We start from the raw sequence: 16201 nt of genomic DNA, 5'->3' as shown, positions 1-16201 counted from the left end.
GGCGGGGGCCGCGTCCGGGGCCGCGCCGCTCAGCGTCTCGGGGGCCGGCGCGGCACGCGCGGCGCCGCCGGCGCTGGCACTGGCCGCGGCGGCCTCGGCCCGGGCCCGGGGGGCGGGCTCGGCATCGCGCCCCCGAGCCTGCTGGGCCGCCGCGGCGATGGCCTCGACCTCTTCCGGCGCCTCGCCGGCCACGCCCACCAGCACCACATCGAGGCTGGGGCGGGGTGGGGATTCCTGGGACGGCGGCGCCAGGCGCCAGCTGGCCACGGCACCGATCAGCGCCAGGTGCAGCAGGATCGCCAGGGCCCAGGCCACCCAGCGCCGATAGGGGTGGGTGACCGGGGCATAGACGAGGGCGTCATTGATCGGCTGCGCCATGCTCCCCTCCTGGGGCCTCGGACCGGCGGGCTAGTCGCGGCTGGCCAGGCAGCGCTCGATGGCATCCATCAGCAAGCCGGCGATATCGGTGCCGCGCTGGTCATCGATCTCGCGCACGCAGGTAGGGCTGGTGACATTGATCTCGGTGATGTAGTCGCCGATCACGTCGAGCCCCACGAACATCAGCCCCTTGTCACGAATCATGGGCTGCACCTGCTGGATCAGCCAGTGATCCCGCTCGGTCAGCTCGCGGCTGACGCCGGTGCCGCCGGCGGCCAGGTTGCCGCGGGTCTCGCCGGCCATGGGCACCCGGGCCAGGCCATAGGGCACCGGCTCGCCGTCCACCAGCAGGATGCGGGTGTCGCCGTCACGGATCTCGGGGATATAGCGCTGGGCCATGATCTGCTGGCGGCCCCGCTCGGTGAGCATCTCGATGATGGCGCCCAGGTTGCGACCCTCGGGCTGCACATGGAAGATGCCGCTGCCGCCCATGCCATCCAGGGGCTTGAGGATCACATCCCGGTGTTCGGCGTGGAAGGCGCGCAGCTCGGCCTCGTTGCAGGAGACCAGGGTCGGCGTGCAGCACTGGGGGAACTGCTGGGCGAAGAGTTTCTCGTTGCACTCCAGCAGGGCCCGGGTGGGGTTGACCACCAGCACGCCCTCGCGCTCGGCGAACCCCAGCAGGTGCACGGCGTTGAGGAAGTGGGCGTCCACCGGCGGGTCCTTGCGCATCAGGATGACATCGAGCTCCGCCAGGGGCCGGGCCTCGACCTCGCCCAGGTCGTACCAGTGCTCGGGGTCGCGATGGGCGGTCAGCGGGCGCAGCCGGCCGAAGGCGCGCCCCTCGCGCAGGAAGAGGTCCTCCTGCTCCAGGTAGAAGAGCGAGGCGCCTCGCGCCTGGGCGGCCCACAGCATGGCCAGGGTGGTGTCTTTCTTGAAGGTGAGTTCGGCGATGGGATCCATCACCACGCCAATGCGGAGTGCGCTCATCGAGTCGGGTGTCCTGGACGCGGAGTGATGGGCGCAGTATGCCGCAGCGGCCCGGGGAAGACCAAGGCGGGGGTATCGTCACCGGCCGACGGGGCGCCCTGTGCCCCCGGCACCCCTTAGCGGTGTAGGTCGGGTAAGTGAGCCATGGCGAGCGCACCCGACGAGCGATCGTCCCGTCGAAGGCCGCGGTGCCGGATGCTCTCGCCTGCGGCTCGTTTATCCGACCTACGCGCTATCGCCCTCGGGCACCAGGCGAATGCCGCCCTCTTCGATCAGGATGCGGCGCTGCTTGTAGAGGCGGCCGATGGCCTGCTTGTAGGCGTTCTTGCTGATCCCCAGCCGCGCCTTGATCTCGGCGGGGTCGCTCTTGTCGGAGAGCATCAGGTAGCCACCGGCCTGGCGAAGGGCGGCGAGCACCTGGTCGCCGACCACGTCGAGGCGCGCCGGCCCCGGCGGCAACAGCGAGAGATCGAGGCGGCCATCCTCGCGGACTCGCTTGATATAGCCGGTCAGGCGCTGGCCGCGGCGCAGCGGCCGGCTCACCTCGTCCTGATAGAGCAGGCCCCAGAAGCGGTGATTCACCGCCACCTTGAAGCCCAGGTCGGTGCGATCGGCGATCACCAGGATCACCTCGTCGCCGGCGGCCAGGCCCCGGGCCTCGTCCCGGAGGTGCTTGTCGAGGCGCTGGGAGGCCACCGGCCGCCCCCGGTCATCCTCGTAGATGCACACCAGCACCCGCTTGCCCACCTCGGGGCGAAAGCGCTGCTCCGGGTAGGGCAGCAGCAGTTCCTTGGGCTGGCCCCAGTCGAGGAAGACGCCGGTGGCGTTGACCGCTGCCACCCGAAGGTAGGCGACCTCGCCGACATGGGCGGGGGGTGTGGCTTGGGGAGATCGGGACATGGTGGCTTCCAGGATGACGGTGAGGGATCAGGCGAAGTCGCCGAAGCGGTACTGCAACAAGGATAGCGCCACCACCGGCGCGGTCTCGGTGCGCAGGATACGCGGGCCGAGGGAGAGCGGCAGGAAGCCGGCCGCCCGGGCGGCGGCGACCTCCGCCTCGGCGAGCCCGCCCTCGGGGCCGATCAGCAGGGCCGCATCGGCGGGGGCCTCACGCGCCTCCAGGGCCCCCGATGTAGCGGGGTGCAGCACCAGACGCAGGGCCTCGTCGCGCCCGGCCAGCCAGTCGGCCAGGGCCAGCGGCGGATGCACCGGCGGCACCACGGCGCGGCCGCACTGCTCGCAGGCGCTGGCAGCCACCGCCTGCCAGTGGGCGAGCTTCTTGGCGGCCCGATCGCCCTTGAGGCGCACGTCGCCGTGCTCGGTATAGAGCGGGGTAATGGCCGCCACCCCCAGCTCCACCGCCTTCTGGATGGCGTAGTCCATGCGCTCGCCCTTGGAGATCGCCTGGCCCAGGTGGACCGCCAGGGGTGACTCGCCGCGCCCCTCGGCGACCGCCTCGATACGCACCACGACCCGCTTGCGGCCCGCCTCGATGATCCGCGCCTCGGCCTCCCGGCCCTGGCCGTCGAAGAGGGTCACGGCGGCGCCTTCGCGCAGGCGCAGCACCAGGGCCAGGTGGCGCGCCGGCCCCTCCGGCAGAACGAGGTCGCCGCCGGGGGCGAACCCGGCGGCGACATGAATGCGCGGCTGACCCATGGCTTACTGGGTGGTCTCGCCGCTCTGCTGGGCGGCCCCTTCGGCGGCGCGCTGCTTCTTCTGCAGATAGAGCGCCTCGAAGTTGACCGGGGCCAGCATCAGCGGCGGGAAGCCGCCACGATTGACCAGGTTGTCGATGCACTCCCGGGCGTAGGGGAAGAGCACATTGGGGCAGAAGGCGCCCAGGGTGTGCTCCAGGCGCTCGCCCTCGATACCGCCGATGCGGAACAGGCCGGCCTGCTCCACTTCCACCAGGAAGGAGGTATTGCCGCTCTCGGCATGGGCGACCTGGGCGGTGACCTTGACCACCACCTCATAGAGGCCGTCGCCCACCTGCTGGTTGGAGGTGTTGAGGTCCAGGCTGACCTTGGGCTTGAAGGGCTGCTGGAACACCGCCGGAGAGTTGGGGGCCTCGAAGGAGATGTCCTTGACGTAGATGCGCTGCAGGGCGAACTGCAGCTGCTGCTGGTTCTGCTGGCCGGCGGCCTGGTCGTTGCCGCCTGCGCTCTGGTTGTTGTCTTCCGCCATGCTGGGATTCCTTGCCGACGTTGGGATAAAAAAAGAGGGTCGTGGGTTACTTCTTGACCACCGGCAGGCCGTCGCTCTGCCACTGGAGCATGCCGCCCTTGAGCTTGAGGGGGCGGGTGAAGCCGGCCTTGGTCAGCTTGGCCACGGCGAGGCCGGCGGCCTGGCCATGCTTGCAGACCACGATGACCGGCGTCTCCTTGAGCTTCTCCAGCTCGTTGAGGCGCGATTCGAGCTTGCTCTGGGGAATATGGCGGGCCCCGGCGATATGGCCGGCCTTGAACTCTCCCGCCTCGCGAATATCGACCACCACCGCGTCCTCGCGATTGATCAGCTGGGTGGCCTGACTGGAGGTGACGCCACCCGCACTGCTGTTGCGGATCTCGTAGGCGATCCAGGCCAACAGTACCAGGACGAAGGCACCCACCAGCAGCGGGTGATTAGCGACGAATTCAAACAGCTGGTCGATCATGGCTTCCGGTAGCTCTCGTTGGGTGACTCCGAGGTATGGTGCAGGCACCGTGGCTGCACCACGCCGCCGAGCCGGCACAGTATACACAAGCCACCGGCGAGCGTCTGGCCCGCCTCGGCCGCGGCTGTCCCGGGGCAGGCCGCACGCCCCCAAGCTGACGGCCCGGTGGGCGGTGCGATATGATGCCCCAAGGAGCCGTGAGTCGCGACCCCGCCGCCGGCGGAGTCTTCGACGCTGACACAACGAGGCCAATCTTCATGTCTGATGCCAATGCAGCCGCCCCGCGCCCGGTGGCGCTGATCATTCTCGATGGCTACGGCCATAACGACGACGCCCAGGACAACGCCATCGCCGCCGCCAAGACCCCGGTGATGGACCGCCTGCGACGCGACTACCCCCATGCGCTGATCCACACCGACGGCAAGTTCGTGGGCCTGCCGGAGGGCCAGATGGGCAACTCCGAGGTGGGGCACATGAACCTGGGGGCCGGACGCATCGTCTACCAGGACTTCACCCGCATCACCAAGGCCATCGAGGACGGCGAGCTGGCCGCCAACCCGGTGCTGACCGCGCCCATCGATGCCGCCGCCGAGGCCGGCAAGGCGCTGCACCTGCTGGGCCTGCTCTCCCCGGGGGGCGTGCACAGCCATGAGGAGCATATCCTGGCCATGGCCGCCCTGGCCGCCGAGCGCGGCGTCGAGCGCATCTATGTGCACGCCTTCCTCGATGGCCGCGACATGCCGCCCAAGAGCGCCGGCCCCTCCATCGAGCGCACCAACGCCCGCCTCGCCGAGCTGGTGGGCGCCGACCACGGCTTCGTCGCCTCGCTGATCGGCCGTTACTACGCCATGGATCGCGACAACCGCTGGGACCGGGTCGAGAAGGCCTATCGCCTGATCACCGAGGCCGAGGGCGAGCAGGTGGTGGACAGCGCCGAGGCCGGCCTGGTCGCCGCCTACGAGCGCGGCGAGAGCGATGAATTCGTGGCCGCCACCAGCGTGCGCCCGGCGGGTCAGGCCATCGCCATGCAAGACGGCGACGCGGCCATCTTCATGAATTTCCGCGCCGACCGCGCCCGGGAGCTGACCCGCGCCTTCGTCGAGCCCGATTTCGCCGGCTTCGCGCGCCGCGCCCACCCGCGGCTGGCCGCCGACGGCCTGGTGATGCTGACCCAGTACGCCGCCGATATTCCCGCCCCCGCCGCCTTCCCCCCGGAGGAGCTGCGCAACACCCTGGGCGAGGTGATGGCCAGTCGCGGCAAGACCCAGCTGCGCATCGCCGAGACCGAGAAGTACGCCCACGTGACCTTCTTCTTCTCCGGCGGCGAGGAGGCGGAGTACCCCGGCGAGACCCGGGTGCTGGTGCCCTCGCCCCAGGAGGTGAAGACCTACGACGAGAAGCCGGAAATGAGCGCCCCGGAGGTCACCGACCGGCTGGTGGAGGCCATCGACTCCGGTGCCTACGACCTGATCGTCTGCAACTACGCCAACGGCGACATGGTCGGCCACACCGGCAAGTTCGACGCCGCGGTCCAGGCCATCGAGGCGGTGGACGCCTGCGTCGGCCGGGTGGTGGAGGCCATCGAGCGGGCCGGCGGCGAGTGCCTGATCACCGCCGACCACGGCAACGCCGAGCAGATGACCAACCCGGACACCGGCGCCCCCCAGACCGCCCATACCACCTTCGCCGTGCCGCTGGTCTATGTCACCCGTCGCCAGGCCCGGCTGCACGACGGCGGCCGGCTGTGCGATATCGCCCCGACCCTGCTGACCATGATGGGCGAGGCGATCCCGCCGGAGATGACCGGTCGGGTGCTGATCGACCTCCCGTGAGGCATCGCCTCGCCGGCGCGCTGGGCGGCGCCCTGAGTCTCGCCCTGCTGCTGGGCTGGGTCGCGCCCCTGGCGGCCCAGCCCGACGAGCGCCAGGCGCAGGAGCGCCTGGACGCCATCGGCGGCGAGATCCAGGCGCTGAACCGGCGCCTGGAAGGCACCCGCAGCGCCCGGGACGACGCCGACCAGGCCCTGCGCCGGGTGGAGACCGACCTCGCCGAGACCCACCGCCGCCTGGACGAACTCCAGGCCGAGCGACGGCGCCTCGACGACGAGGTCTACGACCTGGCGCGCCAGCGCGAGGCCCTGGAGGCGGAGCGCGCCGAGCTGGAGGCGGCCCTGGCCACCCAGCTCGACGCCCTCTATCGCCTCGGTCGAACGCCCCAGCTCAAGCTGCTGCTCAACCAGGAGGAACCGGCGCGCCTGGATCGCCTGCAGACCTATCTCAATCACCTGACCCGGGCGCGCAACGCCCGCCTGGACGAGCTGGCCGAACTGAATGCGCGCCTGGCCGCCAACCGCCAGGCCCTGGACGAGCGCGCCGACGCCCTGGCCGCCAACCAGGCCGCCCTGGAGGCGCGTGGCGCCGAGCTGGCCGAGCAGGGCCGCGAGCGCCAGGCCCTGGTGGCCGAGCTCGATGCCCGCTACGCCAGCGAGCAGGCGCGCCTGGCGGACCTCAACCAGGATCGCGCCCATGCCGAGCGGATGCTGCGCCAGGTCCAGGAAGAGCTGGCACGACTGCAGCGACCACCGCCCTCCACCGCCATCGCCCAGACCCGCGGCGACCTGCCCTGGCCGGTACAGGGCGCCCTCGCCTCGCGCTTCGGCCGTGGCGAGGGGGTCCACCGCGACGGCATCCTGATCCAGGCCGCCGAGGGCACCCCGGTGGAGGCGGTGCATGCGGGGCGGGTGGTCTTCGCCGACTGGATGCGCGGCTTCGGCAACCTACTGATCATCGATCACGGCGACCAGATCATGACCCTGCATGCCCACCTGCAACGCTTCGATATCGGCGTGGGCGCCGCCGTGGAGCGCGGCACCCGCATCGGCGCCGTGGGCGCCAGCGGCGGACGCGGCCGGCCGGCGCTTTATTTCGAGGTGCGCCGCGGCGGCGCCCCCATCGACCCCCAGGGCTGGATCGCCCGGCGCTGACGCCGCCTATGGCGCCGGGCCCCACCTCGGCGCTATCCTGAAGCTCAGCCGGTCACTCAATTAGCCCCCTACGGGAGACTGCATGTCCATCACCCTTCCTCGCCCCCTGGGCGTCGGCCTCGCCTCCCTGGCCCTGGCGACCCTGCCGCTGTCGGCCCCGGCACAGGAGCCCGCGGAGACCCTGCCTCTGGACGAGATCCAGACCTTCGCCGAGGTCTTCGAGCGCATCAAGCGCGCCTATGTGGAGGAGGTGGACGACGCCACCCTGCTGCGCAATGCCATGCGCGGCATGCTCGGCGAGCTCGACCCCCACTCCGGCTATCTGGACGAGGAGGCCTTCGACAGCCTCCAGGAATCGACCCAGGGGGAGTTCGGCGGCATCGGTATCGAGGTGGGGCTGGAGAACGGCCAGCTGACGGTGATCGCCCCCATCGACGACACCCCCGCGGCGCGGGCCGGCCTGCAACCCAGGGACGCCATCCTGCGCATCGAGGAGACCGCCACCGAGGGCCTGTCGCTGCAGGAGGCGGTCAATCTGATGCGCGGCGAGCCGGGCACCGACCTGGAGCTGACGCTGCTGCGTCGCGGCGAGGAGACGCCGCGCACCATCATCCTGAGCCGGGAGATCATCCGTACCGAAAGCGTGCGCAGCGACCTGCTGGAGCCCGGCTACGGCTACCTGCGCATCAGCCAGTTCCAGAGTCGCACCGGCGAACAGCTGGAGGAGGCGCTGAGCGAGCTGGAGGCCGAGGGTCCCCTGGACGGGCTGGTGCTGGACCTGCGCAACAACCCCGGTGGCGTGCTGCAGGCCGCGGTGGCGGTGGCGGACGCCTTCCTGGAAGAGGGGCTGATCGTCTACACAGAGGGCCGCCTGCCGAACAGCGAGCTGCGCTTCAATGCCACCCCCCGCCAGCACGCCGCCGAGGTGCCCCTGGTGGTGCTGATCAACGGCGGCAGCGCCTCGGCGGCGGAGATCGTCGCCGGCGCCCTCCAGGATCAGCGCCGCGCCGTGGTGATGGGCACCGAGAGCTTCGGCAAGGGGTCGGTACAGCAGATCATGCCGCTGGGTAACGGCGAGGGCCTCAAGCTGACCACCGCCCTCTACTACACCCCTAGCGGGCGCTCTATTCAGGCCCTGGGCATCAGCCCCGACGTGACGGTGGCCCGGGGCCGCCTGGAGCTGGCGGAGGGCAGCCGCCAGCTGCGCGAGGCGGACCTGGAGGGGCACCTGGGCCGACGCGGCGAGGCCCGGGAGCGCAGCGAGGCGATGAGCGAGTGGCTGCAGGAAGATTACCAGTTGGCCGAGGCCCTGAACCTGCTCAAGGCCCTCAAGGTGATCGGTCAGCGCCCCGCCGCCGCGGGGTAGGCTGGATAAAATAGGAGCTGGCTTTAGCCGCGGCCCGACGTTTCGGCGATGGCCTCAAAATCGCCTGCTAAAGCTAAAGCAGGCTCTTACCCCCCCCGGTGACAGCTCCCACCCCGTAGGCGATTGACGCCTTAGCGGCAGCTCAGGGGCAGGCGGCCTCTTTCACCGATGGCCTGCCGCATCAGCAGGCGCTTGAGCGGCGTGGCCCGATCGACCCCGGAGAGCCCCAGGTTACGGGCCAGGGTCAGGGTCGGGTGCGTCGCCCCGAACAGCAGCCGGAAGCCGTCCATCAGCGCCAGCATGGCGGCGTTGTCGCCGCGGCGCCGCCGCGCATAACGCGCCAGGATCCGCGCGTTGCCCAGGGCGATACCGCGCCGCCGGGCGGCCAGCAGCTCCTCCGCCAGCACCGCCGCATCCATCAACCCCAGATTCACCCCCTGGCCCGCCAGGGGGTGAATGCTATGGGCGGCATCGCCGATCAGCGCCAGGCCGGGCCCCACATAGCGTTCGGCATGGCGCTGCACCAGGGGCACGGCGAGGGCATCATCGATGACGTCCACCGCGCCCAGGCGCCCCTCGAAGGCCGCTTCCAGGGCCTCGCCCAGGGCGGCCCGCGGCAGGGCGACCAGTCGCTCGGCCTCCTCGGGGGTGGTCGACCAGACGATGGAACAGTAGCGGGGCTCGCCCGCCAGGGTCAGGGGCAGGAAGGCCAGGGGCCCGGTGGGCAGGAACACCTGACGGGCCACGCCGCCATGGGGCAGGGCGGTGCGCACCGTGGTCACCACCGCCACCTGGCCGGTATCACGGGGCTCGGCGGCGATACCGGCCAGGGTCCGCAGGCGCGAACGCGCCCCATCGGCGGCCACCACCAGGGGCGCCTCGAGGGTCTCGCCGGTCGCCAGGCTCAGGCGAGAGCCGTTGGCCCCCTCTCGATACCCCTCGATCACGGCCCCGAAGCGCTGGGTCACGCAGGGCAGGGCCGCCAGGCGCGCCTCCAGGGCCGCCAGGACGACGTCGTTCTCGACGATATGCCCCAGCGCCGCCACCCCGGCCTGGGCCGCCTCGAAGGCGATCTCGCCGCTGCCTTGCGCATCCCAGACCCGCATCTCGGTGTAGGGAGTCACGCGGCGGGCCTGGATCGCCGCCCAGGCCCCGAGCCCGGTCAGCAGCCGCTGGGAGACCGGGGTGATGGCGCTGACCCGGCGTCCCGGCGGCATGCCGGCCACCTCGCTCTTTGCCAGGGGGGCGGGGCGGGCGTCCAGCACCGTCACGGCGACGCCGGCCTCCCCCAGCAGGGCGGCCAGGGTGGCCCCCACCATGCCTCCTCCCACGATCAGCACCTCGGCCCGCATCGCCGCCTCCTCGACTCCCGGATTCTCGTCCGGCTATTGTCGCATGAGCGGCGTCGATAGGCGCCCCCTGACGGCGGGACGCCGGTGACGCTATGCCGGCAATGAAATAGTCCCTATCAGGAGACCAATCGGGGATAGACCCCGGGTCGGCTTATGACTATTTTGTGTACAACAACAACATAAAAAAGTATCCACCCCTTAGGGAGTGAGTGTGTACAACAACAACCGCGTGAGAGGCACAAGATGACCGACGCCACCACCCAGGCCGAGCCCCGGCCATCCCGCACCGTCAATCAGGACCCCGATGCCATGCCCCCGCTGGGCAAGGCGATCCCCCTGGGCATCCAGCACATCATGGCGATGTTCGCCGGTAACGTGACCCCGCCCATCATCATCGCCGGGGTGATCGGCGCCACCACCGGCGAGCAGATCTTCCTGATCCAGGTCGCCCTCTTCGTGGCCGGTATCGCCACCCTGGTCCAGACCATCGGCATGGGCCCCATCGGCGCCCGCCTGCCCATCGTCCAGGGCACCAGCTTCGGCTTCCTGCCGGTGGCCCTGCCCCTGGCCGGCAGCTTCGGCCTCGCCGCGGTGCTCGGCGCCTCGTTGATCGCCGGCCTGCTGCAGGTGGTGCTGGGGGCCTTCCTGAAGAAGATTCGCCACTGGTTCTCGCCGGTGGTCACCGGCATCGTGGTGCTGTTGATCGGCATCACCCTGATGCCGGTGGGCCTCAAGTATGCCGCCGGCGGCGTGGGCAGCCCCGACTTCGCCTCCCCCACCAACCTGGGCCTGGCGCTGTTCGTGCTGGTGGTGACCATCGCCGTGCACCAGTTCGGCCGCGGTTTCCTCAAGGCGGCCTCCATCCTGGTGGGCCTGGTCAGCGGCTACCTGGTCGCCATCGCACTCGGCATGGTGAACTTCTCCAGCGTCGCCGACGCCGCCTGGTTCTCCTTCCCCAAGCCCTTCCAGTACGGCCTGGAGTTCCACCTGACCGCCATCATCGGCATGGCCCTGATCATGTTCGTGGTGGGCCTGGAGACCATCGGTAATATCTCCGCCATCACCATCGGTGGCGCCGGCCGCATGGCCAAGGATCGCGAGCTCTCCGGCGGCGTCATGGCCGACGGCGTGGCGACCTCCTTCGCGGCCATCTTCAACACCCTGCCCAACACCGCCTATGCCCAGAACGTGGGCCTGATCACCCTGACCGGCGTGGTCAGCCGTCACGTGGTGACCATCGGCGGTATCCTGCTGATCTGCATGGGCCTGTTCCCGAAACTGGGCGGCCTGGTCGCCGCCATGCCGCATGCCGTCCTGGGCGGCGCCGGCGTGGTGATGTTCGGCATGATCGCCTCCGCCGGCCTGAAGATCATCAAGGAGTGCGACCTGAACCAGCGCGCCATGCTGATCATCGCCGTCTCCCTGAGCCTGGGCATCGGCCTGCCGGCGGTGAAGGAGATCGCCGAGACCATGCCCGGCCAGCTCGGCCTGCTGCTCAAGTCCGGCCTGGTGCCGGCGGCCCTGGCGGCCCTGCTGCTGGATGCCATCCTGCCCGGCAAGCCCAAGCGCGAACTCGCCGAGGCCGACGAGACCGCCGCGGCGGCGGAACCGGCCAACCCCGAGAAGTAAGCCCGAGGCGGGCACCGCCCGCCCCTTACCCGCGACCCCAGAACGCCAGGGGCCCGGCATGACTGCCGGGCCCCTGGCGTTTCTGGGGTGGGTGTACGTGCCTGAGGCTTTGTCTGAAAAGTCGGCGAGCGATGTCCAGACAAGGCAAAAATCGGCGAAAAGACGGAGTTTACGCGGTGTAAATGAGTACTTTGAGCCGATTTTTAACGCCGTATGGGCGAGCGCAGGCAGTTTTCAGACAAAGCTCAGCGCTCCAGGCCCATGGCCCGCCGCGCCAGGGCACGCCGCAGCGGCCCCGCGAGGTTGAGGCCGATCAGCCCCGCCGCCCGGGCATGGGAGAGCAGCGGGTGATCGATGCCGAAGAGCCGCACCAGGCCATCGCTGAAGCGAATGACATTATGCCGGTCGCGGTCGCGGCGCGACTCGAAGTCGCCGAGCACCGTCATGCTGCCCGGCGACTCGCCCCGAGGCAGGCCGGCGTCCAGCGCCTCCACCAGGTCGATCACCCCGCGCAGCGCCAGGTTGAACCCCTGACCGGCCACCGGATGCAGAGCGTGGGCGGCATTGCCCAGCACCGCCAGGCCCGGGCGCACCGTCTCCCGGGCGGTGACCAGCGAGAGCGGGTAGCTGTGGCGCTTCCCGACCCGCCGGAAGCGTCCCGCCCGATCGCCGAAGGCGCGCTGCAGCCGCCACAGGAAGTCGTGATCGGAGAGCCCCAGGGTCTCGGCTTCGCTGCCCGCGGCATGGGTCCAGACCAGCTCCATGCGGCCGCCCTTGAGGGGCAGCAGGGCCAGGGGCCCCTGGGGGGTGAAACGCTCATAGGCGGTGCCGCCGTGGGGGCGACTCACCTCCAGGTTGGCGATCAGGGCCACCTGGTCATAGGGGGTGGCGCGACTCTCGATGCCCAGGCGCTCCTTGAGCCCGGAGCGCCCCCCATCCGCCAGCACGGTCAGTCCCGCCTCCAGGCACTGGCCATCGTCGAGGGTCAGGCGATGGCCCGTGGCGCTGGGCGTTATCGTCTCGACCCGCGCCGGGCAGTGCCAGGTGAGCGGCAGCTCCGCCAGGCGCCGATGCAGCACCCGTCCCATCCAGGCATTGGGCAGCACATAGCCCAGGGCCTCCTCCGCGAGCTCCTCGGCGGCGAGACGCGTCACCCCCAGGCGGCCCCGCTCACTGATATGAATGCGGCGAATCGGCTCCGCCTCCCGAGCCATGGCCTGCCACAGGCCCAGCCGCTCGAAGTGCAGCCGCGAGCCCTGGGCGATGGCACTGGCCCGGGCGTCGAAGCTGGGCTGCCACTCCGACTCGCCGGCCAAGGGCAGGGGGGCCGCCTCGATCACCGCCACCCGGAGGTCATGGCGGCGAATCAGGGGGGCCAGGGCGCAGGCCAGGCTGGCGCCCACCAGGCCACCGCCGATGATGGCGATATCCACGGGGCGTCCCGTCTCCTGGTCTATGCTGTGGCTGGGCGTCTCCATCGTGGCTCTCTCCATGGAGCGGCCATAGCGGCCGCGACTCGTCATAACGTAATTACGTAACTAAGAAAACCTAGCCTACGGAATGGTCAATCATTGACCCATCAGGGCCTCGATTTCCTCGACCCGCTTGGGCACCCCGGCGGAGAGCACCTCATGCCCCTCGGCGGTCACCGCCACGTCGTCCTCGATACGAATGCCGATACCGCGATAGGCCTCGGGGATATCGTCCTCGTCGGGCAGATAGAGGCCCGGTTCCACGGTGATCACCATGCCGGGCTCCAGGGGGCGCGCCTGCCCCTCGCGGCGATAGGAGCCCACGTCATGGACATCCAGCCCCAGCCAGTGGGAGGTGGAGTGGAGATAGAAGCGACGATAGCGCTGCTCGGCGATACAGGTGTCCAGGTCGCCCTCCAGCAGGCCCAGCGCGATCAGCCCCGCCGTCAGGTCGCGCACCACGCCGTCGTGGAGCTCCACCAGGGTGACGCCGGGACGCACCGCCGCCACGGCCCTCTCCTGGGCGCGCAGCACCACCTCGTAGAGGGCCCGCTGGGGCGCCGAGAAGCGCCCGTTGATCGGGAAGGTGCGGGTGATATCGCCGGCATAGAGATCGAACTCGGCGCCGGCGTCGATCAACACCAGGTCACCGTCGCGAAGCGGGGCGCGGTTCTCGATATAGTGCAGCACGCAGGCGTTGGCGCCACCGCCGACGATGGAGGCGTAGGCGGGACCGCTGGCGCCCTGCCACAGGAACTCGTGCTCCAGCTCCGCCTGGAGGTGGTATTCGGCCAGTCCCGGGGCGGCCAGGGCCATGGCCCGGCGATGGGCCCGAGCCGAGATCTCGGCGGCATGGCGCAGCAGCGCCAGCTCCGCCTCGCTCTTGATCAGGCGCCGCTCGTGAATCAGCGCACTGACGTCGGCGAAGGCGCGTGGCGCCACGGCCCCCTGGCGCTGCTTGGCCAGCAGCTCGCCGCGCAGGGACTCGGCCAGGGCCAGGGCGGCTTCATCATCCAGCGGCAGATAAAGCGTCTCGCGACCGTCCAGCAGGGCGGCCAGGCGCGCCTCCCGCTCGCCATTCTCGAAGGCCTGCTCGATACCGTAACGTCTCACGGCACCCTCGGCCCCCTGGCGACGTCCGGTCCAGGCCTCCATGGTCGGGTCGCGGTCCTGACAGAAAAGCACGCACTCGCCCTCGGCGCGCCCGGGCAGGAGCAGCAGCAGGGCGTCCGGTTCGGGGAAGCCGGTCAGGTAGTGGAAATCGCTGTCCTGGCGGAAGGGAAAGTCGCTGTCGCGGCTGCGAGTCACCAGCGCGGCGGCGGGCAGCAGCACGGCGCTGCGCGGGGGCAGGGCGTCCATCAGGGCGCGGCGCCGGGCGCGATACTCTTCCAGGCCGACGGGGGCCGGACGGGGCAGTCTCTCTCGACTCATGATGACTCCTGAAGGTTCGGAAATCAGTGCGCCTTGGGCGGCTGTTCGACCCGCGGCTGCCCCGGATGCTGCTCGGTATAGAGCAGCATGGCGGCCATGCGGGCATGCTCGGTGAGGGCGAAGAGGTCGTTCTCGTTGTCCGCGCTCTCCTCCAGCTCGGCATCCATCCCGGCCAGCACTTCCAGGTCGGCCAGCGCCTCCTTGAGGTTGTCGGACCAGGCCTGACGCTTGTCGGCATCGACCTCCGCCAGCACTTCCAGGAAGCCCTGGGTCCACTCCTTGAGCCCCCGGGCCTGCTCGGCCAGGGAGAAGAGCTCATCGGGCAGCAGGGGGGCATAGTCGAGACCGGCGGCACTCAGCGCCTCCAGGGCCTGGCGGCGCCAGGCCAGGAACTGCTCGGCGCTCTCGGGGTCCCGGGGCTGCTCCACGCCCAGGGCCAGGCACACCTCCTCGAGCCAGGCCTCGGCGCCGAGGTCATGCAAGGCCAGGGCGGCGGCCAGGCGGCCATCCAGGAAGGCCGGCGACTGCAGGCTGTCGTGCAGCAGGAAGAGGTCGGCGACGGTGGAGAAATCGAGACGATCGTTGATCAGGGACATGCCAGAGGTTCCGGGTCATGGTGGGTGGGGCCGCCATCGAGCCGGGTTCATTGACCCCTTGCGAAGGGCTCTCTTATAGTGGCGGCTCGACTCATAGTAACGCATCGCGCCTCCCCCTGGCCTGCCCCGGAGCCCCCATGACCGATGCCTCCCGCCCGACCACCGAGATCACCCTGCTGGGTCGCAGCTATGTGATCGCCTGCCCCCCGGACGAGCAGGAGTCCCTGCTGCGCTCGGCCCGCTACCTCGACCGGGCCATGCATGGCATCCATGCCCAGGCCAAGACCCTGGGTAACGAGAAGATCGCCGTGATGGCGGCGCTCAATATCACCCACGAGCTGCTCCAGGTGTTGGAGGAGCGCAAGGACCAGGAGCGCGGCCTGAGCCAGCTGCATGCCCGCCTGGAGCAGGCCCTGGGTCCGGGCGACGAGAAATAGGCCGGGAAACCGATTCGCGCCTTGGGAGGGTGCCCCCTCTCTGATAGGATAAAGAGGTTCCCTGGGGTGTGCGCCAGTCGTTATAGTCCCTCGAGCCTATGAGCAATACCCAGGGGGCCACCAGCTAGACGGGCCCGTGTGCATGTCCGTGCGTCGGAAAGCCTGACGGCTCGTCTGCGGCCACCCACCTTGAACCGCTGGGTTCAAGGGCCAGAACGACAGCGGCATTCTGGGGAACACCTTACCGCTTATGGAAGACACTTCTCGCTTCGAGGCCCTAGCGGCATCCCCCGCCGAGCGCCATGCCCTGCGTCGCGAGCTGCGCCGTCGCCGCCGCACCCTGACGCCCCGCGAGCAGCAACGGGCCAGCGAGGCCCTGTGTCGTCGCCTGCGTGCCTTGCCCGAAGTGCAGCGTGCGCGCCGCCTGGCCCTCTATCTGCCCAACGATGGCGAGATCGACCCCACCCCCCTGATTTCCTGGCTACGCCGCCGCGGCTGTCGCCTCTATCTCCCCGTGCTGCGCCCCCTGGCGGAGAACTGCCTGTGGTTCGTGCGCTACCACGCGGGCACGCCCATGGTGAAGAATCGCTTCGGCATTCCGGAGCCGGATACCCGTCACGGCGCCCATCGCGCCCGGCGCCTGCCGGCCTGGGCCCTGGACCTGGTACTGCTGCCCCTGGTGGGCTTCGATCCCCGGGGCGAGCGCCTGGGCATGGGCGGCGGCTTCTACGACCGCAGCTTCGCCTTTACCCGCGGCCCGGGCCCCCGCCCGCGGCTGATCGGCGTGGCGCATGACTGCCAGCGGGTGGCGGCCCTGCCCAGCGCCAGCTGGGATGTGCCTCTGGATGCCATCGTCAGCGATCGAGAGGTGATTCGCCCCTAAGCCCCAAGCCCCAAGCCCCAAGCCCCAAGCC

At 70.2% G+C, this 16201-nt stretch carries 16 protein-coding genes and 1 other RNA gene; 7 read left to right on the top strand and 10 right to left on the bottom strand.

Going from position 1 to position 16201, the window contains the following annotated elements:
* The 6 genes from NFU04_RS15660 to NFU04_RS15635 form a co-directional block, all read right to left on the bottom strand.
* Positions 1–378 (bottom strand): hypothetical protein (locus tag NFU04_RS15660; protein ID WP_251310351.1); only part of this gene is annotated, 378 nt, incomplete at its 3' end.
* Positions 379–408: 30 nt separating this feature from the next.
* On the bottom strand, positions 409–1368 hold the full coding sequence (gene gshB, locus NFU04_RS15655; protein ID WP_251310350.1) for a glutathione synthase: 960 nt from the start codon (positions 1366–1368) through the stop codon (positions 409–411).
* Positions 1369–1593: 225 nt separating this feature from the next.
* Entirely contained in the window at positions 1594–2268 is a 675-nt protein-coding gene (locus tag NFU04_RS15650) for a CvfB family protein (RefSeq protein ID WP_251310349.1), read from the bottom strand.
* 27 nt (positions 2269–2295) lie between these two features.
* On the bottom strand, positions 2296–3024 hold the full coding sequence (locus tag NFU04_RS15645) for a 16S rRNA (uracil(1498)-N(3))-methyltransferase (protein WP_251310348.1): 729 nt from the start codon (positions 3022–3024) through the stop codon (positions 2296–2298).
* A gap of 3 nt (positions 3025–3027) precedes the next feature.
* Positions 3028–3552, bottom strand: coding sequence for a protein-export chaperone SecB (gene secB, locus NFU04_RS15640; protein ID WP_251310347.1), 525 nt, complete (start codon positions 3550–3552; stop codon positions 3028–3030).
* A gap of 46 nt (positions 3553–3598) precedes the next feature.
* Positions 3599–4021 (bottom strand): rhodanese-like domain-containing protein, encoded by a 423-nt coding sequence (locus tag NFU04_RS15635; protein ID WP_251310346.1) that lies wholly within the window; start codon positions 4019–4021, stop codon positions 3599–3601.
* A gap of 257 nt (positions 4022–4278) precedes the next feature.
* Between NFU04_RS15635 and gpmI the strand changes: the two genes are divergently transcribed.
* From gpmI to NFU04_RS15620, 3 genes are all read left to right on the top strand, one after another.
* The gene (gene gpmI / locus NFU04_RS15630) at positions 4279–5853 is read left to right on the top strand and encodes a 2,3-bisphosphoglycerate-independent phosphoglycerate mutase (RefSeq protein ID WP_251310345.1); all 1575 of its coding nucleotides are present in this window, start codon (positions 4279–4281) and stop codon (positions 5851–5853) included.
* Complete coding sequence (locus NFU04_RS15625) at positions 5850–7004, top strand: murein hydrolase activator EnvC family protein (RefSeq protein ID WP_251310344.1); 1155 nt, start codon at positions 5850–5852, stop codon at positions 7002–7004. Before gpmI ends, NFU04_RS15625 begins: the two co-directional genes overlap by 4 nt.
* Before the next feature lie 82 nt (positions 7005–7086).
* The gene (locus NFU04_RS15620) at positions 7087–8370 is read left to right on the top strand and encodes a S41 family peptidase (RefSeq protein WP_251310343.1); all 1284 of its coding nucleotides are present in this window, start codon (positions 7087–7089) and stop codon (positions 8368–8370) included.
* Between the two features lie 131 nt (positions 8371–8501).
* Here the strand turns inward: NFU04_RS15620 and NFU04_RS15615 are convergent, their stop codons facing one another.
* Complete coding sequence (locus NFU04_RS15615; RefSeq protein WP_251310342.1) at positions 8502–9722, bottom strand: UbiH/UbiF/VisC/COQ6 family ubiquinone biosynthesis hydroxylase; 1221 nt, start codon at positions 9720–9722, stop codon at positions 8502–8504.
* 243 nt (positions 9723–9965) lie between these two features.
* Between NFU04_RS15615 and NFU04_RS15610 the strand changes: the two genes are divergently transcribed.
* Positions 9966–11351, top strand: coding sequence for a uracil-xanthine permease family protein (locus tag NFU04_RS15610; protein WP_251310341.1), 1386 nt, complete (start codon positions 9966–9968; stop codon positions 11349–11351).
* Between the two features lie 245 nt (positions 11352–11596).
* On the opposite strand, the gene ubiH is transcribed toward NFU04_RS15610, so the two are convergent.
* The 3 genes from ubiH to NFU04_RS15595 all read right to left on the bottom strand — a co-directional run bounded on the left by ubiH (position 11597) and on the right by NFU04_RS15595 (position 14850).
* On the bottom strand, positions 11597–12829 hold the full coding sequence (gene ubiH / locus NFU04_RS15605; protein WP_251310340.1) for a 2-octaprenyl-6-methoxyphenyl hydroxylase: 1233 nt from the start codon (positions 12827–12829) through the stop codon (positions 11597–11599).
* Positions 12830–12919: 90 nt separating this feature from the next.
* Positions 12920–14254: a Xaa-Pro aminopeptidase gene (pepP, locus tag NFU04_RS15600; protein ID WP_251310339.1), complete on the bottom strand. Its 1335-nt coding sequence runs from the start codon at positions 14252–14254 to the stop codon at positions 12920–12922.
* 23 nt (positions 14255–14277) lie between these two features.
* Positions 14278–14850 (bottom strand): UPF0149 family protein, encoded by a 573-nt coding sequence (locus NFU04_RS15595; RefSeq protein WP_251310338.1) that lies wholly within the window; start codon positions 14848–14850, stop codon positions 14278–14280.
* 137 nt (positions 14851–14987) lie between these two features.
* Between NFU04_RS15595 and NFU04_RS15590 the strand changes: the two genes are divergently transcribed.
* The 3 genes from NFU04_RS15590 to NFU04_RS15580 all read left to right on the top strand — a co-directional run bounded on the left by NFU04_RS15590 (position 14988) and on the right by NFU04_RS15580 (position 16170).
* Positions 14988–15287, top strand: coding sequence for a cell division protein ZapA (locus tag NFU04_RS15590; RefSeq protein ID WP_251310337.1), 300 nt, complete (start codon positions 14988–14990; stop codon positions 15285–15287).
* Positions 15288–15342: 55 nt separating this feature from the next.
* A non-coding RNA gene (ssrS, locus tag NFU04_RS15585) (6S RNA) lies at positions 15343–15527 on the top strand.
* Positions 15528–15537: 10 nt separating this feature from the next.
* On the top strand, positions 15538–16170 hold the full coding sequence (locus NFU04_RS15580; protein WP_251310336.1) for a 5-formyltetrahydrofolate cyclo-ligase: 633 nt from the start codon (positions 15538–15540) through the stop codon (positions 16168–16170).
* Positions 16171–16201: the final 31 nt, after the last annotated feature.

It is taken from the genome of Halomonas sp. NCCP-2165, assembly GCF_023708045.1.
Classification (GTDB): domain Bacteria; phylum Pseudomonadota; class Gammaproteobacteria; order Pseudomonadales; family Halomonadaceae; genus Bisbaumannia; species Bisbaumannia pacifica.
Note: the sequence above shows the minus strand (reverse complement) of the source record. Positions and strands in the feature narration are given on the sequence as shown.

Excerpts from the sequence above, each read along its gene's own strand:
- NFU04_RS15590 (WP_251310337.1), top strand. The coding sequence starts at position 14,988 with ATGACCGATGCCTCCCGCCCGACCACCGAGATCACCCTGCTGGGTCGC.
- NFU04_RS15580 (WP_251310336.1), top strand. The coding sequence starts at position 15,538 with ATGGAAGACACTTCTCGCTTCGAGGCCCTAGCGGCATCCCCCGCCGAG.
- NFU04_RS15595 (WP_251310338.1), bottom strand. The coding sequence starts at position 14,850 with ATGTCCCTGATCAACGATCGTCTCGATTTCTCCACCGTCGCCGACCTC.
- pepP (WP_251310339.1), bottom strand. The coding sequence starts at position 14,254 with ATGAGTCGAGAGAGACTGCCCCGTCCGGCCCCCGTCGGCCTGGAAGAG.
- NFU04_RS15610 (WP_251310341.1), top strand. The coding sequence starts at position 9,966 with ATGACCGACGCCACCACCCAGGCCGAGCCCCGGCCATCCCGCACCGTC.
- NFU04_RS15650 (WP_251310349.1), bottom strand. The coding sequence starts at position 2,268 with ATGTCCCGATCTCCCCAAGCCACACCCCCCGCCCATGTCGGCGAGGTC.
- gshB (WP_251310350.1), bottom strand. The coding sequence starts at position 1,368 with ATGAGCGCACTCCGCATTGGCGTGGTGATGGATCCCATCGCCGAACTC.
- NFU04_RS15635 (WP_251310346.1), bottom strand. The coding sequence starts at position 4,021 with ATGATCGACCAGCTGTTTGAATTCGTCGCTAATCACCCGCTGCTGGTG.
- NFU04_RS15615 (WP_251310342.1), bottom strand. The coding sequence starts at position 9,722 with ATGCGGGCCGAGGTGCTGATCGTGGGAGGAGGCATGGTGGGGGCCACC.
- secB (WP_251310347.1), bottom strand. The coding sequence starts at position 3,552 with ATGGCGGAAGACAACAACCAGAGCGCAGGCGGCAACGACCAGGCCGCC.
- gpmI (WP_251310345.1), top strand. The coding sequence starts at position 4,279 with ATGTCTGATGCCAATGCAGCCGCCCCGCGCCCGGTGGCGCTGATCATT.
- ubiH (WP_251310340.1), bottom strand. The coding sequence starts at position 12,829 with ATGGAGACGCCCAGCCACAGCATAGACCAGGAGACGGGACGCCCCGTG.
- NFU04_RS15620 (WP_251310343.1), top strand. The coding sequence starts at position 7,087 with ATGTCCATCACCCTTCCTCGCCCCCTGGGCGTCGGCCTCGCCTCCCTG.
- NFU04_RS15645 (WP_251310348.1), bottom strand. The coding sequence starts at position 3,024 with ATGGGTCAGCCGCGCATTCATGTCGCCGCCGGGTTCGCCCCCGGCGGC.